The 21040-nt window shown below is 72.6% G+C and carries 24 protein-coding genes and 1 pseudogene; 12 read left to right on the forward strand and 13 right to left on the reverse strand.

All coding sequences use genetic code 11. The annotated features are described in order from the left end of the window. Nucleotides 1–3: 3 nt before the first annotated feature. The 7 genes from pstB to GA0070608_RS12450 all read right to left on the reverse strand — a co-directional run bounded on the left by pstB (nt 4) and on the right by GA0070608_RS12450 (nt 7287). Nucleotides 4–780: a phosphate ABC transporter ATP-binding protein PstB gene (pstB, locus tag GA0070608_RS12420; protein WP_091627094.1), complete on the reverse strand. Its 777-nt coding sequence runs from the start codon at nt 778–780 to the stop codon at nt 4–6. A gap of 20 nt (nt 781–800) precedes the next feature. Beyond that, the gene (pstA, locus tag GA0070608_RS12425; RefSeq protein ID WP_091627097.1) at nt 801–1889 is read right to left on the reverse strand and encodes a phosphate ABC transporter permease PstA; all 1089 of its coding nucleotides are present in this window, start codon (nt 1887–1889) and stop codon (nt 801–803) included. A 67-nt stretch (nt 1890–1956) separates the two neighbouring features. After that, entirely contained in the window at nt 1957–3048 is a 1092-nt protein-coding gene (pstC, locus tag GA0070608_RS12430) for a phosphate ABC transporter permease subunit PstC (protein ID WP_091627100.1), read from the reverse strand. Nucleotides 3049–3100: 52 nt separating this feature from the next. Further along, the gene (pstS, locus tag GA0070608_RS12435; RefSeq protein ID WP_091627103.1) at nt 3101–4204 is read right to left on the reverse strand and encodes a phosphate ABC transporter substrate-binding protein PstS; all 1104 of its coding nucleotides are present in this window, start codon (nt 4202–4204) and stop codon (nt 3101–3103) included. Between the two features lie 327 nt (nt 4205–4531). Then, nucleotides 4532–5458 (reverse strand): mycothiol synthase, encoded by a 927-nt coding sequence (gene mshD / locus GA0070608_RS12440; RefSeq protein ID WP_091627106.1) that lies wholly within the window; start codon nt 5456–5458, stop codon nt 4532–4534. A gap of 74 nt (nt 5459–5532) precedes the next feature. Continuing rightward, nucleotides 5533–6453, reverse strand: a complete 921-nt coding sequence (locus GA0070608_RS12445) for a polysaccharide deacetylase family protein (protein WP_411970824.1) — start codon at nt 6451–6453, stop codon at nt 5533–5535. Nucleotides 6454–6567: 114 nt separating this feature from the next. After that, complete coding sequence (locus tag GA0070608_RS12450) at nt 6568–7287, reverse strand: winged helix-turn-helix transcriptional regulator (RefSeq protein ID WP_176733708.1); 720 nt, start codon at nt 7285–7287, stop codon at nt 6568–6570. 246 nt (nt 7288–7533) lie between these two features. Between GA0070608_RS12450 and GA0070608_RS12455 the strand changes: the two genes are divergently transcribed. The 6 genes from GA0070608_RS12455 to GA0070608_RS12475 all read left to right on the forward strand — a co-directional run bounded on the left by GA0070608_RS12455 (nt 7534) and on the right by GA0070608_RS12475 (nt 12008). Beyond that, complete coding sequence (locus GA0070608_RS12455; RefSeq protein WP_091627113.1) at nt 7534–8592, forward strand: hypothetical protein; 1059 nt, start codon at nt 7534–7536, stop codon at nt 8590–8592. Between the two features lie 83 nt (nt 8593–8675). Next, entirely contained in the window at nt 8676–9464 is a 789-nt protein-coding gene (locus tag GA0070608_RS12460; RefSeq protein WP_091627117.1) for an LmeA family phospholipid-binding protein, read from the forward strand. Nucleotides 9465–9603: 139 nt separating this feature from the next. Continuing rightward, nucleotides 9604–9681, forward strand: coding sequence for an Ms5788A family Cys-rich leader peptide (locus GA0070608_RS34150; RefSeq protein WP_323135737.1), 78 nt, complete (start codon nt 9604–9606; stop codon nt 9679–9681). Between the two features lie 202 nt (nt 9682–9883). After that, on the forward strand, nt 9884–10732 hold the full coding sequence (locus GA0070608_RS12465) for a sulfurtransferase (RefSeq protein ID WP_091627121.1): 849 nt from the start codon (nt 9884–9886) through the stop codon (nt 10730–10732). 3 nt (nt 10733–10735) lie between these two features. After that, nucleotides 10736–11059 carry a DUF1416 domain-containing protein gene (locus tag GA0070608_RS12470; protein ID WP_091627125.1) on the forward strand — a complete coding sequence of 108 codons (324 nt, stop codon included), beginning with the start codon at nt 10736–10738 and terminating at the stop codon, nt 11057–11059. 85 nt (nt 11060–11144) lie between these two features. Beyond that, on the forward strand, nt 11145–12008 hold the full coding sequence (locus GA0070608_RS12475) for a hypothetical protein (protein WP_176733709.1): 864 nt from the start codon (nt 11145–11147) through the stop codon (nt 12006–12008). A gap of 99 nt (nt 12009–12107) precedes the next feature. Here GA0070608_RS12475 and GA0070608_RS12480 read toward each other — a convergent pair. From GA0070608_RS12480 to GA0070608_RS12490, 3 genes and pseudogenes are all read right to left on the reverse strand, one after another. After that, nucleotides 12108–14163, reverse strand: a pseudogene (locus tag GA0070608_RS12480) (amylo-alpha-1,6-glucosidase). Then, a complete protein-coding gene (locus GA0070608_RS12485) occupies nt 14160–14540 on the reverse strand; it encodes an SCP2 sterol-binding domain-containing protein (protein WP_091627132.1) in 381 nt (126 codons plus the stop codon). The pseudogene GA0070608_RS12480 and the gene GA0070608_RS12485 overlap by 4 nt, the downstream one beginning before the upstream one ends. Nucleotides 14541–14595: 55 nt before the next feature. Continuing rightward, nucleotides 14596–14970, reverse strand: coding sequence for a DsrE family protein (locus tag GA0070608_RS12490; protein WP_091627135.1), 375 nt, complete (start codon nt 14968–14970; stop codon nt 14596–14598). Between the two features lie 12 nt (nt 14971–14982). Here GA0070608_RS12490 and mtfM point away from each other — a divergent pair, with 12 nt between their 5' ends. Next, nucleotides 14983–15087 carry a small membrane protein MtfM gene (gene mtfM, locus GA0070608_RS33970; RefSeq protein ID WP_266320062.1) on the forward strand — a complete coding sequence of 35 codons (105 nt, stop codon included), beginning with the start codon at nt 14983–14985 and terminating at the stop codon, nt 15085–15087. Between the two features lie 55 nt (nt 15088–15142). Further along, nucleotides 15143–15736: a heme-binding beta-barrel domain-containing protein gene (locus GA0070608_RS12495; RefSeq protein ID WP_091627140.1), complete on the forward strand. Its 594-nt coding sequence runs from the start codon at nt 15143–15145 to the stop codon at nt 15734–15736. A gap of 15 nt (nt 15737–15751) precedes the next feature. Here the strand turns inward: GA0070608_RS12495 and GA0070608_RS12500 are convergent, their stop codons facing one another. Continuing rightward, nucleotides 15752–16594, reverse strand: a complete 843-nt coding sequence (locus GA0070608_RS12500; RefSeq protein WP_091627144.1) for an aminotransferase class IV — start codon at nt 16592–16594, stop codon at nt 15752–15754. 69 nt (nt 16595–16663) lie between these two features. Here GA0070608_RS12500 and GA0070608_RS12505 point away from each other — a divergent pair, with 69 nt between their 5' ends. The 4 genes from GA0070608_RS12505 to GA0070608_RS12520 all read left to right on the forward strand — a co-directional run bounded on the left by GA0070608_RS12505 (nt 16664) and on the right by GA0070608_RS12520 (nt 20235). Further along, nucleotides 16664–17092 (forward strand): Fur family transcriptional regulator, encoded by a 429-nt coding sequence (locus GA0070608_RS12505; protein ID WP_091627148.1) that lies wholly within the window; start codon nt 16664–16666, stop codon nt 17090–17092. Further along, a complete protein-coding gene (gene ygfZ, locus GA0070608_RS12510; protein WP_091627153.1) occupies nt 17089–18201 on the forward strand; it encodes a CAF17-like 4Fe-4S cluster assembly/insertion protein YgfZ in 1113 nt (370 codons plus the stop codon). The genes GA0070608_RS12505 and ygfZ overlap by 4 nt, the downstream gene beginning before the upstream one ends. A gap of 93 nt (nt 18202–18294) precedes the next feature. Further along, nucleotides 18295–19137, forward strand: coding sequence for a beta-keto acid cleavage family enzyme (locus tag GA0070608_RS12515; RefSeq protein WP_091627156.1), 843 nt, complete (start codon nt 18295–18297; stop codon nt 19135–19137). Nucleotides 19138–19275: 138 nt separating this feature from the next. Then, complete coding sequence (locus GA0070608_RS12520) at nt 19276–20235, forward strand: asparaginase (RefSeq protein WP_091627158.1); 960 nt, start codon at nt 19276–19278, stop codon at nt 20233–20235. Between the two features lie 63 nt (nt 20236–20298). On the opposite strand, the gene GA0070608_RS12525 is transcribed toward GA0070608_RS12520, so the two are convergent. Both GA0070608_RS12525 and GA0070608_RS12530 read right to left on the reverse strand, forming a co-directional pair. After that, nucleotides 20299–20547 (reverse strand): flavin reductase, encoded by a 249-nt coding sequence (locus GA0070608_RS12525; RefSeq protein WP_091627163.1) that lies wholly within the window; start codon nt 20545–20547, stop codon nt 20299–20301. Further along, nucleotides 20544–20828, reverse strand: a complete 285-nt coding sequence (locus GA0070608_RS12530) for a hypothetical protein (protein WP_091627167.1) — start codon at nt 20826–20828, stop codon at nt 20544–20546. The genes GA0070608_RS12525 and GA0070608_RS12530 overlap by 4 nt, the downstream gene beginning before the upstream one ends. Nucleotides 20829–21040: the final 212 nt, after the last annotated feature.

Raw genomic sequence — 21040 nt, forward strand, 5'->3', positions numbered from 1 at the left:
GACTCAGCCGAAGCGGCCGGTGATGTAGTCCTCGGTCTTCTTCACGCCGGGGTTGCTGAAGATCTTCTGCGTGTTGTCGTACTCGATGAGGCGGCCCGGGTCGCCGGTCTTCTCGATCGAGAAGAAGGCGGTCCGGTCCGAGACGCGGGCGGCCTGCTGCATGTTGTGCGTGACGATGATGATGGTGAACTTGTCCTTGAGCTGGAACATAAGGTCCTCGATGGCCAGCGTGGAGATCGGGTCGAGCGCCGAGCAGGGCTCGTCCATCAGCACCACCTGCGGCTCGACGGCGATGGTCCGGGCGATGCAGAGCCGCTGCTGCTGACCGCCGGAGAGGCCGGCACCGGGCTTGCCGAGCCGGTCCTTCACCTCGTCCCAGAGGTTGGCCGAGCGGAGCGCCCGCTCGGCCGCCTCGTCCAGGATCGACTTCTTGCGCAGCCCGTTGAGCCGCAGCCCGGCCACCACGTTCTCGAAGATGCTCATGGTGGGGAACGGGTTCGGTCGCTGGAAGACCATGCCGATCATGCGCCGGACGGCGGTGACGTCCACATCCCGGTCGTAGATGTCCTGGTCGTCGATGGTGAGGCTGCCCTCGACCCGGGCCCCGGGGAGCACCTCGTGCATCCGGTTGATCGACCGCAGGAAGGTGGACTTGCCGCAGCCGGACGGGCCGATCAGGGCGGTCACCGTCTTCGGCTCGACCGTCAGGTTGATGTTCTCGATCGCCTTGAAGGCGCCGTAGTAGGCGGTGACGTTCGAGGCTTCGATGCGCTTGGCCATGGTGGTGGTACCTCCGGGGTTCATCGGCCGAGCCGGTTGCGACGGGCCAGCAGCTTCGCCGCGACGGTCAGGACCAGCACGAGGGCGACCAGGGTGAGTGCCGCGGTCCACGCCCGCGCCGGCGCGTACCGGGACGCGTCGCCGGCCTGCTGGTAGACGAAGAGGGCCAGCGACGACTGGTTGTTCTCGAACGGGTTGAAGTTGATCGCCGCGCCGCCGCCGGCGACGAGCAGCACCGGGGCGGTCTCGCCGGCCGCGCGGGCGATGGCGAGCATGACGCCGGTGACGATGCCCGGCAGGGCGGTCGGCAGCACGACCCGCAGGATGGTCTTCCACTTCGGCACGCCGAGGGCGTACGCCCCCTCGCGCAGCGGCGCCGGGACGAGCCGCAACATCTCCTCGGTGGAGCGGACCACGGTGGGCAGCATCAGCACGCTCAGCGCGAGCGCGGCGGCGAAGCCGGAGAAGCTCGGCCGCCCGTCGTTGAACCACGGCGAGACGATCAGCACCCAGAACGCCAGCACGAAGAGTCCGGCGACGATCGACGGGATGCCCGTCATCACGTCCACGAAGAAGCGGATCGTGGCGGCGAACCGGCCCCGGCCGTACTCGACGATGTAGATCGCGCAGAGGATGCCGAGCGGGACGGTGATCAGGGCGGCGATGCCGACCTGCTGGAGTGTGCCGACGATCGCGTGGTACGCGCCGCCGTTCGGGTCCCGCGCGCCGATGTTGTTCATCGAGGTGAGGAAGAAGTCGGCGTCCAGCCGCTCGGCGCCCTTGCTGACCAGCGTCCAGACCACCGAGGCCAGCGGCAGGACGGCCAGCACGAACGCGGAGTGGATCAGCGCGCTCCAGGTGCGGTTGCGGGCCGACCTGCGTCCCTCGACCCGGTTCGCGGCGGCGAACAGCCCGGCCAGGTAGAGCAGTGCGCCGACCACCACGACCAGCACCGGGCCGCCGGTGCCGGTGCCGTACACGACGGCGGCGGCGACCGTCAGGGCGGCTGCCGCGATGGCCGGCGCGGCGTACCTCGGCAGCCGTCGGGCCTTCAGGGTGGGCGGCTGCGCGGACGGTCGGGTTCGATGCGGTGTGCGGGTAGTGGTCATGCCGTCACTCCGCTTCGCTCCGTGGCGGCAGACGCACTGTGAAGATGATTCGCTCGCTGACGCTCGCTCATGCCGCCGACTCCGTGAACTCCCGGCGGCGGTGGATGATCGCCCGCGCCGTGATGTTGACGATCAGCGTGATGGCGAAGAGCACCAGGCCCGAGGCGATCAGCGCGCCCCGACCGGTGTCGTTCGCCTCGCCGAACGTGTTGGCGATGTTGGCGGCGATGGTGTTGCCGCCGCTCTCGATGAGGTTGAACGAGATGCCGAAGGTGATGCCGAGGGTCATCGCCAGGGCGATGGTCTCGCCGAGGGCCCGGCCCAGGCCGAGCATCACCGCGGCGATGACGCCGGGGCGGCCGTACGGCAGCACCGCGGTGCGGATCATCTCCCAGCGGGTGGCGCCGAGGGCGAGGGCGGCCTCCTCGTTGGCGGTCGGGGTCTGGAGGAACACCTCGCGGGAGAGCGACGTGATGATCGGCAGCACCATGATCGCCAGGACCAGCGCGCCCAGCATGATCGACTTCCCGAACGGTCCGTCACCGCCGAAGATCGGGATCCAGCCGAAGTACGTGTTCAGCCAGGCGGAGAAGTCCCGCACCGGACTGATGAAGACGTCGCGGCCCCAGAGGCCGAAGACCACGCTGGGCACCGCGGCCAGCAGGTCGATCAGGAAGCCCAGCGTGGTGCCGAGCCGGCGCGGCGCGTAGTGGGACAGGTAGAGCGCGATGCCCAGGGCCACCGGCACCGCGATGAGCAGGGCCAGCGCGGAGCTGAACACGGTGCCGAAGGCGAGCGCCCCGATGCCGAACCTCGGTTCCGCGTCGTTGGGGAACCAGCCCTCGAAGCTCCAGAAGCTCTCGGTGTTGGCCCGTAGCGCCGGCACCGCCTTCGCCACCAGGAAGATCGCGATCGCCGCGATGATGACCAGGACGGTGGCGCCGGCGCCCACGGTCAGGCCACGGAAGGCCCGTTCGGCGCCGAACGCCCGGGCCCGGGGCAGCGCGCCGCCGCCGCCCAACCCGGCTCCGCCCGGCGTACGGATGCTGACTGGTGCCTCGGCCGGACGCGCCGAGGCACCGGAGGGCCGGTCGTGACCTTCGGTCACGCGCGTCCCGCCGGTGCCGGCGTGGGCCGAGCGGTGGGGGGTTTCACCCATCTGCTCGCTCGCTTCGAGTTGAGGTGGTGGTGACGGTGTCGGTGCGGCCGGCTCAGGCGAGGTTCTTGACCGCGGCCTCGACCTTGGTACGGACCGACTCGGGCAGCGGGGCGTAGCCCAGTTCGGTCAGGTCGGCCTGGCCCGCGGTGCTCGCGGCGTGGCCGAGGAAGCCCTTGACCAGCGGCAGCTTGTCGGCGGCGAGGCCCTTGGTGCAGACGATCTCGTAGGTCACCAGGACGATCGGGTAGGCCCCGGCCTCCTTGGTGTTGTAGTCGATCTTCATCTTGAGGTCGTCGCCCTGGCCGACCACCTCCGCGCCGGCGATGGTCTTGCCGGCCGACTCGGCGGTCAGCTCGGCGAACTCGCCCGCGCCGTTGCCGACCTTGGCGGTCTTCAGGCCGCCGTTCTCGGCGTACGACCACTCGACGTAGCCGATGGTGCCTTCCTGGCCCTTGATCGCGCTGGCCATGCCGTCGGACTTCGCCGCGCCGGTGCCGCCCGGGGCCTTCCACTCCTTGGCCTTGCCGAAGGTCCAGTCAGACGCGGCGGTCTTGGTGAGGAAGTCGGTGAAGTTGTCGGTGGTGCCGGAGGAGTCCGAGCGGTGCACCGCGTTGATGGTGGTCGACGGCAGCTTGGCGTCCGGGTTGTCGGCCTTGATCGCCGGGTCGTCCCACCTGGTCACCTTGCCGGCGAAGATCTTCGCCAGGGTGGCCGGCTTGAGCTGGAGGTTGTCCACGCCGTCGACGTTGTAGGCGATGGCGACCGGGCCGATCACCATCGGCAGGTTGATCGCGGCGCCGCCGACGCACTTGGCGTCGGCCTGCGGCTGCTCCTCGTCCTTGAGGGCGGAGTCCGAGCCGGCGAAGTCGGCGGTGCCGGCGACGAAGGCCTGGATGCCGGCGCCCGAGCCGGACGGCTCGTAGTTGATCCTGGCGCCGGAGCACTTCTGCTGGTACGCCTTGATCCACTCGTCCATGGCGTTCTTCTGCGCCGACGAGCCCTGGGTGTTCAGCGTGCCGGTGGCGCAGTCGGCGGCGGCCGACCCGGAGGTGGAGGCGCTGCTCGCGGGCTCGTTGTTGTCCGAGCCGCATGCGCTGAGAGCGAGCGTCGCGGTAAGAGCGAGGCAGGCGAGGGTGCCGTGCCGCTGGAGCTTCACCTGAGGGGTTTCCCTTCACGTCTGACTTCGCACCCGGATTGGGGCCCGGGGTGCCGGCGCTGACCGGCTGATCCAAAAGTTAGGAGCGCCAGGTAGCCGGTTCGTCGGTCAGAAGTGAACGGGGAGTGAACAGGTGCGGCAGCGTAGATGACCGCTCGCTGAGTGCGAGTTGTCCGTTAAGTGAACTCGAATGCCCCGGTCGGAGGTATGGCGATCTTCCTGGTGCACGGCGCGGCCCGCCCGGCACGGCCCCGGGTCGCCGTGCCGTCACGGCCCGCCCGTCACGGCCCGGGTCGCCGCGCCGCAGCGCCCCGGGCCGTGCCGACGTCAGGCCGACTGGTAGTTGACGTGCGCCGACCAGCGGGCGAAGCCGAGCCGCTCGTAGAGCGCCACCGCGGCGGTGTTCGACTCGTCGACGTAGAGCATGACCCGGTCCAGGCCCCGCTGGTCCCGCAGGTGCGCCAGGCCGGCCGCGGTCAGCACCCGGCCCAGCCCGCCGCGGTGCGCCGACGGGTCCACGCCGAGGACGTAGACCTCGCCGATCCGGGCCGAGCCGGGTCGCTCGTGGACCTTCGTCCAGTGGAAGCCGAGCAACCGGCCGGTGGGCTCGTCGACGGCGAGCAGGAAGCCCTCCGGGTCGAACCACGGCTCGTCGAGGCGTACCCGCAGGTCGGCGGGGGACCAGCGACCCTGTTCCGGGTGCTCGGCGAAGGCCCGCGCGTTGAGCGCCAGCCACTCGTCGTCGTCGACGCCCGGCTGGAACGCACGCAGCGTCACCCCGTCCGGCAGCCCGGGGTCGGGGATCGGGGCGGTCAGCGGCCGGCGGAGCTGCCAGAGCACCCGGGCCCGGCGCAGGCCCAGGTCGACGGCGAGCGCGGCGGCCGAGGGGTGGTCGCCGTGCGCCCAGACCCGCAGCGGGCCGTCGGCCGCCGCCAGGACGCCCCGGGCCAGCGCCCGGCCCGTCCCGCGCCGCCGGTACGCCGGGTGCACCACCAGTTCCACCCCGACCCCCGTGGCCGCGTCGGTGGTGTCCAGGTGCGCGTACCCGGCCAGTGTGCCGTCGTCCGCCCGGATGGTCAGGTGCACCGCGGGCGCGTCCGGGTCGCGGAGCCGGAGCAGGACGTGCTCGTCGAACGGGTCTGCCCCGTCCACGTCGCCGGCGGTCCGGGCGAGGGCCGTCACGTCGGCGATCTCCGTGGGGCTGAGGCGGCCGGCCCGGGTCACCCGGCGGTCGCTCGGTTCGGGGTTGCTCATGGGGCCACCGTAGTCCGTTCGGCTCCTCGGCCCCGTCCCGCTCGCGACGGTTGCCGTGGTGCGGCTGGCGCGGCTCACGTCGCCCCGTTCGGCAACGCCTCCACCTCGAACCGGCTGGTCAGGGCCGGCAGGATGCGGTGCAGCGCGTCCACAGTGCCCTGTCGGTCGCCGCCGGCGTCGTGCAGCAGCACGACCGAACCGGGTACGACGCCCGCCACGACCGTCGCCGCGATCCGGCTGGCTCCCGGCACCTCCCAGTCCGCCGGGTCCACCGTCCAGTGCAGCGGGATCATGTCGAGTTCGTTGGACACCGACACGACCTGGCCCGTCCAGGCGCCGCCGGGTTGCCGGTAGTACGCGATCGGCGCGTCGGGCACCGCCGCCCGGATCGCCGCGCTGGTGCGCAGCAGGTCCGACCGGATGGCGTCCGGCGACCGCCTGCCGAGGGTGACGTCGTGGTTCCAACTGTGGTTGCACAGGGTGTGCCCGTCGGCCGCGATGGCCCGGATCAGGTCCGGGTGGGCCTGCGCGTTCTCGCCGACCACGCAGAAGGTGGCGCGTACCTGGTGCTCGCGGAGCAGGGCGAGCACCTGCGGGGTGTACCGCGGGTCCGGCCCGTCGTCGAAGGTCAGCGCGACCAGCGAGGTGCCACTGGTGGTCTGCGCGCCGAACGGCCCGTCGGTCGGGCCGGGCGACGGTGTGCCCCCGGGGCTGGCGCCGCCATCCTGGCCGGCCTCCGCCGGGCCGGTGCTCGCAGCGCCCTCCGGCGTGCGCCGGGAAGCGTCGCCGGCCGGCGGCTGGTCGGTGTAGTGCGGGCCGGTGGTGACGCTGGCCCGGGAGGGCGGCTGGTCGGGGACCAGGCTGCGCCCGAGGACGTACGCGGTGCCGAGCAGTGCGACGACCACCAGCGCGACGAGACCGATGGTGCGCGCGGCCGAGGGGTCCCGGATCAGCGCGCGCGCCCGTGTCGATCCGCTGCCGCCCCCGTGGCCGATGCGCACGCCGCCGCCCCCTTTTTGTCGCAAACCCGGCAGTCAGAATAGAACCGACTAGCAAGGCAAAAGGGGTAAAAGGGAAACAACGAAACAGCCCGCGAAGGATGGGGAAGATCAGACGGGCAGGGGCGCGCGCTCGCTCTCCGGCAGCGACCGGGAGGGCGGTACGACGAACTTGTAACCCACCTGCCGCACCGTGCCGATCATCGACTCGTACTCGGAGCCGAGTTTGGCGCGCAGCCGCCGGACGTGCACGTCGACGGTGCGGGTGCCGCCGAAGTAGTCGTAGCCCCAGACCTCGCGCAGGAGTTGGTCCCGGGTGAACACCCGACCCGGGTGCTGGGCCAGGAACTTCAGCAGCTCGAACTCCTTGTAGGTGAGATCGAGCGGCCGGCCCTTGAGTTTCGCGGCGTAGGTGTCGGGGTCGATCGTCAGCTCCCCGGCGCGGATCGAGCCGCCGGCACCGGAGGTGGCGTTGCTCAGCCGCCCGACGGCGAGCCGCAGCCGGGCCTCCACCTCGGCCGGGCCGGCGGAGGCGAGGATGACGTCGTCGACGCCCCAGTCGGCGTTGAGCGCGATCAGGCCGGCCTCGGTGACCACCGCGACCAGCGGCACCCCGAGCCCGGTGGCGTGCAGCATCCGGCAGGTCGCCCGGGCCTCGCTCAGCTCGGAGCGGGCGTCGACCAGCACCGCGTCCGGACTGGGGCCGGCGACCAGGGTACGGACGTCGCGGGGTGCGGTGCGGACCGAGTGTGGCAGCAGGTCGAGCGCCGGCAGCACTGCGGATGGTTCGCCTGCGCGTGCGGTCACCAGCAGCAGGATCTCCACGATCACCTCCGTCCCGGCGGCCGTCGGCCGCGCGCGACCAGCGCACTCCGCAGCGGGGTGTGACGCTGATGAACTTGCGTGGGTCCCGGCGTCGCTGACGGGGCGGGTAACGGCCTGAGCGTAACCGATCGCCCCGGTCACACCTCTGCGGCATTTCCTGTTTGCCCTGTTTGCCCATGATCGTGCGCCAGGTTTTAACGTTGCCGAAACCGTGACCCCCGCGCCGGCGGGTGGGTCTGGCACGATCGGGGCGTGTTTCCCTCCAGCTCGCCCGAGACCGGCCGTGACCAGTGGGCCGACGGGCCCCGCCCCGGGCCTGCCGACCCGTCCCGTGGCCAGCCGCCAGCACCGCGCCCCGGGCCGGCCCCCGACGACGACGAGCGCCGGGAACGCAGCGGGCCACGCCGCGCCCGGCGGGCCGGCGAACCAGCCCGCCGGCCCGACGACGAGCCGGACACCGAGCCGGACGAGGAACCGTTGGAGCCGGTCGAGGTGCGCCGTCCGCTCGCGCTGACCGTCGCCGGGTTCGCCGTCCTGCTCGGGGTCGGTCTGGTGCTCGGCGCGCAGACCTCCGGCCCGGGGCACCGGCTGCCCTTCGCGTTCATCATCTTCGGCGTACAGGTGCTCTTCGTGCTGGCCTGGACGATGGCCATCCGGCCGCCGGCGCTGCTGCTGGTCGCCCTGGTCAGCGTCGGCGCTGCGGCGGCGGCCGACATCGCGGCCGTGCAGACGGACATCGCCGGCCTGGCACCGCTGGGCTACGTCGCGGCGGGCGGCTTCGCCCTCGGCGTGCTCGGCCAGCTGTTCCGGCGGGTCGACCGGGTGCGGGTGACGGACTCGCTCGGCAGCACCCTGCTGATCGTGGTCGGCGTCGTCGCCTTCGCCACCCTGATCGTGCTCAGCCGGATTCCGGCGGGCACCCAGGCCATCACGGTGTGCCTCACCGCCAGCGCGGTCGCGCTCACCGTCGCCCGGCTGACCGACGCGGTGGCGCCCTGGCCACGGCTGGCCCCCCAGGTGCCCCGGGGCGCGGCCGGCGTGGTCGTCGGCGCGATGGCCGGCACGCTGGTCAGCGCCCTTCTCGGCGGCTACCTGGTGACGCCCTTCACCCCGACCCGTGCCGCGGTCATCGGGCTGGTCGCGGCGGTCACCGCTGTGCTGGCCGACCTCGCCGTCGGCTACGCCGAGGCTGGCCGGCTGATGGCGGGGGAGCCGCCGACGATGTGGGTGGCCCGGCACATGCAGGGGCCGCTCGGCGGCTTCGCCCTGGCCGCGCCGGCCGCGTACGCCATGTGCAAGTTCGTCCTCTGACCCGGCGATTGAGGGTTTCCCCGTTCGGGTACCACCGGTGGGCCGCTTCGCGGCACCCTCGGCACTGACGAGAAGGAGACGGCGTGGCGCAGGACGACACGTACGACGAGCGGCCCCGGCGACGTGGGCGCAAGGTGCTCATCACCCTCGTCGTGCTGCTGCTGGTCCTGGGCGGCCTGATCGTGGTGGCCGACCGGGTCGCGGTCGGGGTGGCCGAGCGCGCCATCGCCGACCAGGTCCGGCAGGAGATCGCCAAGCAGGGGGCGCAGTCCTCGGCGCCGGAGGTGGAGATCGGCGGAGCCCCGTTCCTCACCCAGGTGCTCGACGGCCGCTACGAGCGCATCTCCATCGCGCTGCGCGACGTGCAGGGCTCGGTGCGGGGCGACGCGGTCGCGCTGCCGAAGCTCGACGTGGACGCCCGGAACGTGCGCGCCTCGCTGGACACCCTCCGTACCGGCCAGGGTGAGGTGGTTGCCGAGACGGTCGACGGGACGGGCACCATCAGCTACGACAGCCTCGCCAAGCTGCTCGACCGGCCGGGGCTGACCCTCGGCGAGCAGAACGGGCGGCTGGCCGTCACCGCGCCGGTCGACATCCTCGGCCGGCGGCTCACCGTGACCGGCACCGCCGACATCACGGTCGGCAAGGAGGGGCAGGTGGCGCTGCGCTTCAACGACCTGAACGCCGAGGGCCTGCCGAACCTGCCGCTGGCCCGGACGCTGTTGAACAACTACGCCCGCGGCATCTCCATCGACGTGCCCCTGCCCGAGCTGCCGTTCCAGCTCGCCGTCCGGAAGGTCCGGCCGCTGCCCGAGGGGCTGACCGTCACCGCGGACGCCAGGAACGTGCCGATCAACTCCGTCACCGGCTGATCCGCCCGGCGATCCGCACCCCTGCCACCACCCACCACGGAAGGTGTCCTTCCTTCCGTCTCTGCGTCGGCCTGCGCTCCGTCCCGGATGCTGGTCGGCGCGGTGGTGTCCCGAAGCCCTGCTGGTAGGCTCCCTGCTCATGGGGACGCACCTCACCAAACGGCGCGCGGTCGACCTGTGCCGCGTGGCCACCTGCCTGTGTCGCTCCGTCATCTGACGGCGGGGCTGTCCTCGGCCGCTTGACGGCCACCTGCACGCAGGAGTTCTTCTTCTCCCGTGCTTTCTATCAACGCCCGGCAGCGGCGCCGTCGCACAAACCCGTGATCCGTCCATACGGTGGATCCCGCGCGTGGTGCGATCGTCACGACTTCGATGCCCTCGTGCTGGTTCACCATTCATCCTCACCAGGGAGTGATCTGATGAGTCGCGACACCGCACTCGTCTCGGCCGACTGGGCCGAGAAGAACCTCGACGCCCCGGGCGTCGTCTTCGTCGAGGTCGACGAGGACACCTCGGCCTACGACACCGGCCACCTGGCCGGCGCGATCAAGCTGGACTGGAAGACCGACCTGCAGGACCAGGTGCGTCGGGACTTCGTCAACAAGAGCCAGTTCGAGGCGCTGCTCTCCGAGCGGGGCGTCAGCAACGACGACACCGTCATCCTCTACGGCGGCAACAACAACTGGTTCGCCGCGTACGCGTACTGGTACTTCAAGCTCTACGGCCACGGCGACGTGAAGCTGCTCGACGGTGGTCGCAAGAAGTGGGAGCTCGACGCCCGCCCGCTGGTCACGGACGCGGTGACCCGGCCGGCGACGCAGTACGTGGCGCAGCAGCCGGACACCTCGATCCGGGCCTTCCGCGACGAGGTCCTGGCCGCCATCGGCACCAAGAACCTGGTCGACGTACGCAGCCCCGACGAGTTCGCCGGCCGGCTGCTCGCCCCCGCCCACCTGCCGCAGGAGCAGGCGCAGCGGGCCGGGCACATCCCCACGGCGATCAGCGTGCCGTGGTCCAGGACGGCCAACGAGGACGGCACCTTCAAGTCCGACGACGAGCTGCGCAGGATCTACGCCGACGCGGGGCTGGACGACGGCCGCGAGACCATCGCGTACTGCCGGATCGGCGAGCGCTCCTCGCACTCCTGGTTCGTGCTCCAGGAGCTGCTCGGGCACCGCAACGTGAAGAACTACGACGGATCCTGGACCGAGTACGGCTCGCTGGTCGGCGTGCCGGTCGCGCTCGGCGACGAGCCCGGGGAGGCCTGAGCCATGACCGCACCCACCGCTGCCGGCTGCGCCGCCCCCGACCAGGCCGCTCCGCTGCCCGCGAGCCTGGACCTGGAGAAGGAAACCGTGATCACCGGTGTCGTCCGCTCCGCCGCGGGCGAGGCCGTCCCGGGCGCGTACGTCCGGCTGCTCGACTCGACCGGTGAGTTCACCGCCGAGGTGGTGACCTCGCCGGCCGGTCAGTTCCGGTTCTTCGCCGCGCCGGGCGCCTGGACCCTGCGGGCGCTCTCCCGGCACGGCAACGGCGAGACCGCTGTGACCGCTGCCCGGGGCCTCAACGAGGTTGCCGTCACGGTCGCCTCCTGACCCACACTCCGATCGGCCGTGGCCCGTCCCCTCACTGGTGGCGGGCCGCGACCGTGTTCGGCTGCGGCTGGACGGGCGTGACACGATGGCCGGCGTGAACGGCGTGCAAGCGGCGGGGCAGGCCCCGCCCACTGGTCCCGACCGGCCGGCGTCCGCCCGGCGGTGGTGGCGCTGGCTGCTCGCCGCCACCGTGGCGTGGGCGGTGCTGCTGGGGGCGCTGACCTGGATCTCGGTACGGGACGACCCGCCGACCGTCCGGGAGCAGCGCAGCCTGACCGAGGCCGGTCCGGTCGTCGACCGCGCGGTCGGCGAACTGGTCGCGGCGGCCGGCGACACCGCCGTGCTGACCCCGCCGGTGGTGGATCGGGGCTGTCGGGTCACCCCGTTCGCCGACGGCGCCGACCTGTCGCGCGGGGTGGACGTCTTCGTCGCGACCGGCGGGGAGCGGACGCTGCTGGAGCAGGTCGCCGACCGGCTGCCGGCGGACTGGCGGGCCGGGGTCCGGGCCACCTCGGACGGCCCCCGGCTGCGCGCCGACGCGGGCGAGTTCGTGACCGTCTCCGGCCGGGTCGAGGGGGACGGCCGGGTCCGGCTGACCGTCGACACCGGCTGCCGGCCGGTCGGCGACGGCTACGCCGTACCCGCGATCGGCGCCGCCGGTGCGGAGGCCGACGCCCTCGCGGAGGCGCTGCGGACCCTCGGCGGTCCGGCCGGACCGGCCCCCGAGCCGGTCGCCGCGCCCTGTCCCGGTGGCGGCACCGCCCGCACCGTCCGATCCGCCGGCGTCCCGGCCCCGGCGTCCCCGGCCGCCGCCCTGGCCCCCGTCGCCCGCGTCCCGGTGCTGGACGGCCCACAGGCGTACGCCTACCGGCGCGGCCCGGTGACCGTCGTCGCCGACCTCTCAGGCGACCGGATCGTCCTTTCCGCGACCACCGGCTGCGCGGCCTGATCTCGCCTCGACCGGCCGGCCGTCGTCGGGTCGCCGTCGTCCGTGGGCCAGCGTCCGGGGCGGTCCGGTCAGGTCCGTGGCTGCGCCGCCTGACGAGGATCAGCGACCGCGCCGGTGGTCGTGCGGGGTGCGGCTGCGGCCGAGGGCGTCGACGTGGCCCCACCGGCCGGGAATGTCGAGCAGCTCGACCCGACCCATCCCCTCGGGCACGGCGGGATCGATGATCAGGTGCTCGCCCTGCGGATCCAGGCCCAGCATCACCCGGAGCAGCAGCAGCGGTGTCCCCGCCGACCAGGCCTGCGGGCTGCACGCGGTGGGATACTCCACCGGGTACTCGGTGAGGTCCCGCTCGTAGCCGGCGAAGGCCTCCGGCAGTCGCCCGCCGAAGAACCGGGACGCGCCCACCATCGCGTCACAGATCTGCCCGGCCTCACGGCGGAACCCGTACCGCCACAGCCCCCAGGCGATGATCGAGTTGTCGAACGGCCAGACTGTCCCGACGTGGTAGCCGACGGGTTGTACCGCCCCTGGTCGTCGGCGAGGGTCCGCACCCCCCAGCCGGAGAAGAGCCGTGGGCTCATCAGGTGCTCGGCGATCCGTCCGGCCCGCGACTCGTCCACGATGCCGCTCCAGAGCAGGTGCCCGATGTTCGAGCTGAGCGCGTCGACCTGCCGGCCCTCGGCGTCCAGGGCGAGCGCGTAGTACTCCCGTTCCGGAATCCAGAAGTCTCGGTTGAACCGTATCTTCAGCTCGGCTGCCTCCCGTTCCAGCCGGTCGGCGTACGCGGGGTCGCCCCAGATCGTCCGGGCCAGCCGGGCACCGCGGATCTTCGCGTCGTAGGCGTAGCCCTGGAGTTCGCAGGTGGCGCGTGGGAAGCCGGGTAGCCGGCCGTCGCGGTAGGAGATCCCGTCCCACGAGTCCTTCCAGCACTGGTTCTGTAGCCCGGTCTCCGGGTTCCGGGTGTGGTACCACAGGTATCCGGTGCCGAGCAGGTCCCCGTACGTGTCGATCCAGTCGAGCGCGGCGCGGGTGGGCGCCTCCAATCGCAGGGCCAGGCTGGTGTCGCCGGTCCACCGCTCGTACTCGTCGAGCAGGATGACGAAGAGCGGGGTGGAGTCGGCCGACCCGTAGTACGGCGAGTGGGGCTGTTCCTCGAAGCCCGCCGTCTCGCCGTACCGCAACTCGTGCAGGATCTTGCCCGGTTCCTCGTCCCGGAAGTCGTCGATCCGGTGCCCCTGGAGCCGGCCAGGATCATCAGCGTCGGTGGCACCAGCTCCGGCAGGAAGGGCATCAACTGGAGCGAGGTGATGAGGCTGTCCCGGCCGAAGAGGGTCATGAACCACGGCAGCCCGGCTGCCAGCAGCCGTACGCGGAGGGTGATCGACTCGTAGCGCAGCGCCGCCAAGTCGTTGAGGCTCTGCCGGTACGCCCCGGCCAGCGGCTCGCAGTCGCAGCCGAGTTTCGGCGCCCGGGCGATCAGTTCGTCCTGCTCGGCCCGGATCGCGTCCGGGCCGCGACTGCTCCCGTGCAGCGGCAGGCTGGCCCGGATGTCCTCGCCCCGGGCGCCGTACACGAGGGTGGCCACGCGCAGCCGGGTGGTCCACTCGCCGTGTGGGGCGACCCGGACCCGGAAGGTCATGCTGGAGACCTCGATGTGTGCGGACGCGCTGGTGCTGATCACCGTCTCGCGGTGGAACCCCTCCCGGTGGTAGGCGAGACGCAGCTCGTTGTCGCCGACGGTGGCGGTGGTGTGACCGTGCTTCTGTTGGACGTGCTTGATCTCGAACAGGTCCGCGAAGTCGGCGGCGATGTCGAGGTGGACGACGAACTCGGTCTCCTCCCCGGAGTGGTTGAGCAGGGTCAGTTCCTCCTCCAGGCTGTTGCTGATGGCCCGACTGCGGATCACCGAGACCTTCGCGTCCAGGTAGTGGGTCGGCTCGCCGGGTACGAGGAAGAACCGGGTGCGGAAGGACTCGGCATCGTCGATGGAGAGGGCGTGTAACCGTTCGCCGCCGAGGGTCAACAGCCAGGTGGAGAGGAACCGGGTGTCGAACGAGAAGAACCCGGTCGGGAAGTCGAGTGACGGCTCGATGTCGCCGCGACGGTCGCTGACCAGGAAGGTGTTGCCGTCGAGGATGCTGACCAGGTCCTTCACCGTAACCGTCCGGCCTGCGCGCGGGCGACCTCGCGGGGGTCCCGGGTGCCGGGCGGGTCGGGAAAGAACCGCCGGAACAGCAGGAAGAGCACGACGTCGCCGCTGAAGCTGCTCTCGTTGCGCAGCACCGACGAGATCGCCTCGGCCCGGCCGGTGACGAGCCGATCGAACAGGTCCTCGCTGGTGTACCAGATCGCGTCCGCCGGCCCCCGGTCGCGGCTCACCTCGATCGCGCCGGGGCGAAGGTGGACCAGCCAGCGCACCGTCTGGCCGCCGTCCGAGAGGGCGATCTGTATCGTCCCGCTGACCGGGCTGCGCAGCACCCCCGGGGCGCGCGCCGGCAGTGATTCGAAGAACCGCTCCGTGGCCTCGGTCACACCCGAATCGTAGGCATTCGCCTGACCTGCCGGGCCGGTTCCGGTTCCTGACGGGTCAGTAGACCAGGGCCTGGGCCCCCTCGGCCACCGACTCCTCGACGAAGACCGCGGCACCGGCGATGCGGACGCCGGGCAGCACGTCGTCCGGCCCGATGTCCCGCCGGGCGGCGCACTGGGTGCAGACGGTCACCGTGCCGGTGGTGAGGATCACGTGCAGCAGCTCGGCCAGCGGGGCGGAGTGCGGCAGCTCGAACTCCTGCGCCCGTCCCGGCAGCGCGAACCAGGTCGACTCCCCGGTCAGCCAGAGGGACACGTGCACCCCGGCGGCTGCCGCGGTGGCGGCGACGGTGAAGGCCTGTGCGCACCGCTCCGGGGCGTCCGCGCCGGCGGTGGCCTTGACGACGAGAGTGCGGGCCATGGGGCCCAGCATAGGATGAGCGCGATGGTTACCGAGATCGGGTTCGTCAGCCTGCTGGTCGCCGGCCTGGGCGCGCTCGCCGGTGGCCTGGTCTACCTGGCCGTACGCATATCGAGAGGTAACTGGTGAGCGCGAGGAGTGAGCCGGGTTTGCGAGCCCCGCAGTCGCGAACGGAGATGGGCCAGTGAGCGACGAGAACCCCATGCAGCCGCCGCCGTGGCTGAACGCGCCGCCGGTCGACCCGTACCCCTTCGAGGAGAGCCACGACCTGCGGGTCGGCCCGAAGCTGCACCCCGCGCTGGACGGCCTGCTGCCGTACGTCGGGGTGTGGCGCGGCCGGGGCCGGGGCGGCTTCCCCACCATCGAGGACTTCGACTTCGCGCAGGAGATCCGGATCAGCCACGACGGCCGACCGTTCCTGTCCTACGAGTCGCGTGCCTGGCTCCTCGACGAGCAGAGCCAGCCGATCCGTCCGGCGGGTCGTGAGGTCGGCTGGTGGCGGCCGGTGATGGACGGCGACCAGGCCACCGACGAGCTGGAAGCGCTGATGGCCGTGCCCACCGGGGTGATGGAGCTGCACATCGGCAAGCGCAAGGGCACCCAGATCGAGTTCGTCACCGACGCGGTGGTCCGCACGGCGACCGCCAAGGAGGTCACCGCCGGGCACCGCCTCTTCGGCATCGTCGAGGGCGCCCTGCTCTACGCCCAGGAGATGGCGGCCGTGGGTCAGCCTCTCTCCCCGCACCTCTCCGCCCGCCTCACCCGGGTGGCCGGCTGACCCGGGCGGGGCAACTCAGGGGAGGGCCAGGAGGGACTGGAGGGCCCCGGTGTGCGTGCAGCGCCGCAGCGGGACGGCGTCCAGGGTGCGGACCTCCACGAGGCCACGGACGGACGAGCTGAGCCAGACGCCGTCGGCGGCCCGCAGCTCGGCCGGGGTGACCAGGCGCTCATCGGCGCGCAGGCCCAGTTCGTGGGCGTGGGCGAGGAGCCAGGCAACGGTCACGCCCGGCAGGATGCCGGTCTCGGCGGCGGGCACGGTGCAGAGGGTGTCGCCGGTCAGCCAGACCAGGTTGGCTGTGGGCCCCTCCAGCGCGTACCCGTCGCAGGAGACCCAGAGCGCGTCGTCCACGCCGGTGCGGGCGGCCCACCGGCGGGCGGCGGTGCTCACCGCGTACGAGGTGGATTTGATCCCGGCCGGCAGCCAGTCGAGTTCGGCGCGGGCCCGCGCCGCGACGCCGAGCGGCAGGGTCGCGACGGTGACCCCGTCCCGGCGGGCCGCCCGGGCCGACGCCGGCACCTCGCCCAGCGTGGCGTAGGCGGTGGGCGGCCCGCCGCCCTCCGGGCCCCGGGTGCAGACCAGCCGCAGCGCCCCCTCCACCTCGGCGGGCCAGCCGGCGCTGACGGCGTCCAGCAGGTCGACCAGCACGTCGGCGGCGGGCACCGCCAGGTCGACGGCCGCTGCCGCCCGGGCCAGCCGGGCCAGGTGCGCGTCGCGCAGCCACGGCCGCCCGTTTCGCAGGTGCATCGTCTCGAAGAGCCCGTCGCCGTGCAGTACGCCCCGATCGTCGCCACGCAGCACCGGCTCCCCGGGCGGCACCAGCCCGCGCCCCGGCACGGCGATCCTCGACGCCACCATGACCGCCGAGCCTAGCGGTGGACCGGTCGAGGCGACGGCGGGAGCTGCGGGGCGAACTATGATCGGACGGTGTCCGAATCCTCCCTCGCGGAAATACTCCGCTCCCGTGGGCTGCGGCTGACGGCGCAGCGGCAACTGATTCTCCAAGCCGTGCTGGACCTGGGGCACGCCACCCCGGAGCAGGTGCACACAGCCGTCCGGGAGGTTGCCGCAGGGGTCAACATCACCACCATCTACCGCACGCTGGAGCTGCTTGAACGGCTCGGCCTGGTCACCCACACCCACCTCTCGCACGGCTCGCCGACCTACCACGCGGCCGGCGAGGACCAGCACGTCCACCTTGTCTGCCGGGACTGCGGCGCGATCGACGAGATCGATCCGGAGCTGCTGCGCCCGTTGGCCGACCAGGTGGCGAGCCAGCGCGGGTTCCGGGTGGACATCGGCCACGTCTCGCTCTTCGGTGTCTGCGTCCGCTGCGAGAACGGGGACCGGAAATGATCGACATCGCGGGAGCGGTGAGCGTCGAGAGCATCGACGAGGCCAGCCGGGACCAGCCCGAGCCGGCGCACGCGGCGGCCGGCGTGCGGGGCGTGGCGGCGCACTACGGCGACCCGATGCGCGAGCAGCGCACCCTCGACACGGCGGTGGGCCTGGTCGACCGCTCGCACCGGGGCGTCGTGGCGGTGCCGGGTGAGGAACGGATCGGCTGGCTGCACACCGTCACCAGCCAGCACCTGGCACAGCTCGGCGCCGGCCAGGGCACCGAACTGCTGGTGCTCTCCCCGCACGGGCACGTCGAGCAGCACGCCATGGTCGCCGAGGACGGCATCACCACCTGGCTCGACACCGAGCCGGGCGCCACCGCCGGCCTGCTGTCGTACCTGGAGAAGATGCGGTTCTTCAGCAAGGTCGAGCCGCGTGACGTGACCGGTGAGCACGCGCTGCTCTCCCTGGTCGGGCCGGAGGCGCCCGCCGCGGTGGAGACGCTCGGCGTGACCGGGCTGGCCGCGCCCGACGTGGTCGCGGTGCCGGGGCCGAAGTTCCGTTCCGGCGAGCTGCCGCCACGGCCGACCGCGCTGTACGATGTGCGCCCGCTGCCCGTGGGTGGCTGGGCCCGCCGGGGCCCGCTCGGCGTGGACCTGCTGGTGCCCCGGGCCGCGATGGAGCAGGTGGTCACGCAGTTGCGGGGCAACGGGGTGCCGGTCGCCGGGCTGTGGGCGTACGAGGCGGTGCGGGTGGCCGCCCGGCGGGCCCGGGTCGGGGTGGACACCGACCACCGGACCATCCCGGCCGAGGTGGACCTGATCGCCCCGGCCGTGCACCTGGACAAGGGCTGCTACCGGGGCCAGGAGACCGTCGCCCGGGTGCACAACATGGGCCGGCCGCCGCGTCGGCTCGTACTGCTGCACCTGGACGGGGTGACCACCGACCAGCCGCCGGTGGCCGGCACGCCGGTGACCCTCGACGGCCGGGCGGTCGGCTTCGTCGGCACGGCCGTGCACCATCACGAGCTGGGTCAGGTCGCCCTGGCCGTGGTCAAGCGCAACGTCGCCGACGACGCCCGCCTGCTCATCGGGGAGACCGCCGCCGCGATCGATCCTGCCTGACCGTCCGACGGCGAAAGAATCTCTCATTCGTGGCGCTGAGGCCGGAAAAGTTCCGGTCGACTGGCTCGCTGACCTCGGTCTAGGATCGCCGGCATGACGACAGGGACGTTGATCACGGTTGCCCCCACCGGCGCGGAGTCGGCCAAGGCCGAGGTGCCGGCGCTGCCGGTGACGCTCGACGAGCTGCTGCTGACCGCCAAGGAGTGCGAGGCGCTCGGCGCCGCCGTGATCCACGTCCACCTCCGTGACGACGAGGCGCAGCCGACCCTGGACCAGGGGCGGCTGCGGGAGGCCGTGGCGGCGCTGAAGGAGAGCACCGACCTGATCGTGCAGCTCTCCTCCGGTGGTGCGGTGACCGACCCGGAGGCCGACCGGCTCGCCGTGCTCGACGCCGGCCCGGACATGGCCTCCTGCACGATGGGCACGCTCAACTTCGGCGACGACGTCTTCCTCAACCGCTGGGAGTTCATCGTCGACCTGCACACCCGGATGCAGGAGCGCGGCATCGTCCCCGAGTACGAGATCTTCGACCTCGGCCACCTGACCGCCCTGCAACGGCTGCTCGGCAAGTACGGCCTGCCGGCCGGCGGGCACGTGCACGTCGACTTCGTGATGGGCGTGCCGGGTGGCATGCCGGGCACCACCTCGGCGCTGGTCGCCGCCCACCAGGCGCTGCGCGACCTGCCCGAGGGCACCACCTTCTCGGCCACCGGCGTCGGCCGCAGCACGATCCCGGTCATGCTGGCCTCGCTCTCGGCCGGCGGGCACCTGCGGGTCGGCATGGAGGACACGGTCACGTACGCCAAGGGCCGCTCGGTCGAGTCCAACATGCAGCTCGTCGCCCGGGCGGTCGGCTTCGCCCAGCTCGCCCAGCGCCCGCCGCTGACCACCGCCGAGGCGCGCGGGCTGCTCGGCGTGCCGGCTGCCGCCCGGTAGGCGGCGGGGCTCGACCGGTAGCCGACCAGGGTCGCCGGCCGTAAGCGGCGGCCCTGGCGGCGCTGCTGTACACCCGGCGGTAAACCGCCTGCTCACCCGCCTGACGGACCGAGCCGGTGCTGCCGGTACCTTCCACCTGTGGGAAAGACGTACGAGGGCGGCGCGCCGCTCACCGAGGTGGTCCGGTCGGGGTTCGTCGAGGGCGTGCACCGGGGTTCGGTGGTGGTGCTCGACGCCGCCGGCACGACGGTGGCCGATGCCGGGGACGTGACCTCCCCGGTCTTCCCGCGCTCGTCCAACAAGCCGATGCAGGCGATCGGGATGCTCCGCGCCGGGTTGGCGCTGACCGACCCCGCCGACGTGGCGCTGATCTCGGCCAGCCACGCCGGGGAGGACTTCCACCTGAGGCGGGTCGGCGCGCTGCTGGCCCGCGCCGGGCTGGACGAGTCGGCCCTGCACTGCCCGCCGGACCTGCCGGTGAGCGACGAGGCCCGGACCGCCGTGCTGCGGGCCGGCGGCGGTCCCACGCGTACGCAGATGAACTGCTCCGGCAAGCACAGCGGGATGCTGCTGACCTGCCTGGCCGCCGGCTGGCCGCTCGACGGGTACTGGCGCCCGGAGCACCCGTTGCAGCAGCGGCTGCGGGACACGGTGGAGGAGTTCACCGGAGAGCGGGCCGAGGCGGTCGGGGTGGACGGCTGCGGCGCTCCGGTTCTCGCGGCCTCGCTGACCGGCCTGGCGGGGGCGTACCTCCGGCTGGTCTCGGCGGAGCCAGGCGCCGTGGCGCGGACGGTGGCCGACGCGATGCGCGCCCACCCGGACCTGGTCGGCGGCACGCAGGCCGACGACAGCCGGCTGATGCGCGGGGTGCCCGGGCTGCTCGCCAAGATCGGCGCCGAGGGGGTCGTCGCGGCGGCGGTGCCCGGCGTCGGGGCGGTCGCTCTCAAGATCGACGATGGTGCGGGCCGGGCCCGGATGCCGGTGCTGGTCTCCGCCCTGCGCCGGCTCGGGGTGGACGCCCCGGTGCTGGCCGAGTACGCCGAACTGCCGATCTTCGGTGGCGGCCTGCCGGTCGGCGCGGTCCGCCCCCTCTGGTAGCCGTTCCACGAGCCGTCGCGGTTCGCCTGCCTCCGGTAGCCGTTCCACGAGCTGTCGCGGCGTTCACCGGGCGTGCGTCCAGCCGGTGAACCGCTCGGCGAGGCCCACCGGTGGCGTCCCGCCGTCCAGGGTGGCGAGATGCGCGGCGGCCTCGGCCTGCAAGGCCGCGAGGTGGACCCGCAACGCGGCGCGATCGTTGCGGTACTCGCCGAGGAGGGCCAGCTTCGCGGGCGAGCAGGGCCAAGCGATCCCGCACGCCCGGCAGCGCCAGGTCGGCCGCGTGGGCAGGTGCGGGAGGCTCCGGCGACTCAAGCGTTCACCGCCGTACGCTCGGGGCGTGGTTGCCGGCGCGCAGCCAGGGTGGGCGAGGTGGCGAGCCGACGCACCCCTTCGCGTCTGACGAACAGCTCGCGTTTCGCCACCGCCCGGCCCGCCGAGCCCAGTTCGTAGGCCTCGAACCACAGCCAGCCGTCGTACGTGTGGCGGTCGGGCAGCTCACGGATCACGCGAACCCAGATCGGCCGCGTGAACTGGGGGCTCGCGTCGCGGGTCAGGTGCAGGACGTCGCCCGCCTTCAGCCCGCGCTCGCCCACTGTGGGCCCCCGTTCCGGTGAGCGGTCCAGCGCGACGCGGGTACGGCGTCCGTTACCCGGCTCGGCCCTCGAAACGGCGAGACGAAGGGCCCGATCGGTCCCGGAACCATCGGACGGGCGGGTGGCGGGTCGTTCTTCGGCGCTGGCTTCGGCTTGCCCTCTGGCATGTTTCCCCCTCAATCGGCGGAATGGGTTCCGTGGATGGAACTCTC

The sequence above is a fragment of the Micromonospora peucetia genome (assembly GCF_900091625.1).
In the GTDB taxonomy this organism is placed as follows: domain Bacteria; phylum Actinomycetota; class Actinomycetes; order Mycobacteriales; family Micromonosporaceae; genus Micromonospora; species Micromonospora peucetia.

Excerpts from the sequence above, each read along its gene's own strand:
- pstB (WP_091627094.1), bottom strand. The coding sequence starts at position 780 with ATGGCCAAGCGCATCGAAGCCTCGAACGTCACCGCCTACTACGGCGCC.
- pstA (WP_091627097.1), bottom strand. The coding sequence starts at position 1,889 with ATGACCACTACCCGCACACCGCATCGAACCCGACCGTCCGCGCAGCCG.
- pstC (WP_091627100.1), bottom strand. The coding sequence starts at position 3,048 with ATGGGTGAAACCCCCCACCGCTCGGCCCACGCCGGCACCGGCGGGACG.
- mshD (WP_091627106.1), bottom strand. The coding sequence starts at position 5,458 with ATGAGCAACCCCGAACCGAGCGACCGCCGGGTGACCCGGGCCGGCCGC.
- GA0070608_RS34150 (WP_323135737.1), top strand. The coding sequence starts at position 9,604 with ATGGGGACGCACCTCACCAAACGGCGCGCGGTCGACCTGTGCCGCGTG.
- GA0070608_RS12465 (WP_091627121.1), top strand. The coding sequence starts at position 9,884 with ATGAGTCGCGACACCGCACTCGTCTCGGCCGACTGGGCCGAGAAGAAC.
- GA0070608_RS12470 (WP_091627125.1), top strand. The coding sequence starts at position 10,736 with ATGACCGCACCCACCGCTGCCGGCTGCGCCGCCCCCGACCAGGCCGCT.
- GA0070608_RS12475 (WP_176733709.1), top strand. The coding sequence starts at position 11,145 with ATGGCCGGCGTGAACGGCGTGCAAGCGGCGGGGCAGGCCCCGCCCACT.
- GA0070608_RS12490 (WP_091627135.1), bottom strand. The coding sequence starts at position 14,970 with ATGCTGGGCCCCATGGCCCGCACTCTCGTCGTCAAGGCCACCGCCGGC.
- mtfM (WP_266320062.1), top strand. The coding sequence starts at position 14,983 with ATGGTTACCGAGATCGGGTTCGTCAGCCTGCTGGTCGCCGGCCTGGGC.
- GA0070608_RS12500 (WP_091627144.1), bottom strand. The coding sequence starts at position 16,594 with ATGGTGGCGTCGAGGATCGCCGTGCCGGGGCGCGGGCTGGTGCCGCCC.
- ygfZ (WP_091627153.1), top strand. The coding sequence starts at position 17,089 with ATGATCGACATCGCGGGAGCGGTGAGCGTCGAGAGCATCGACGAGGCC.
- GA0070608_RS12515 (WP_091627156.1), top strand. The coding sequence starts at position 18,295 with ATGACGACAGGGACGTTGATCACGGTTGCCCCCACCGGCGCGGAGTCG.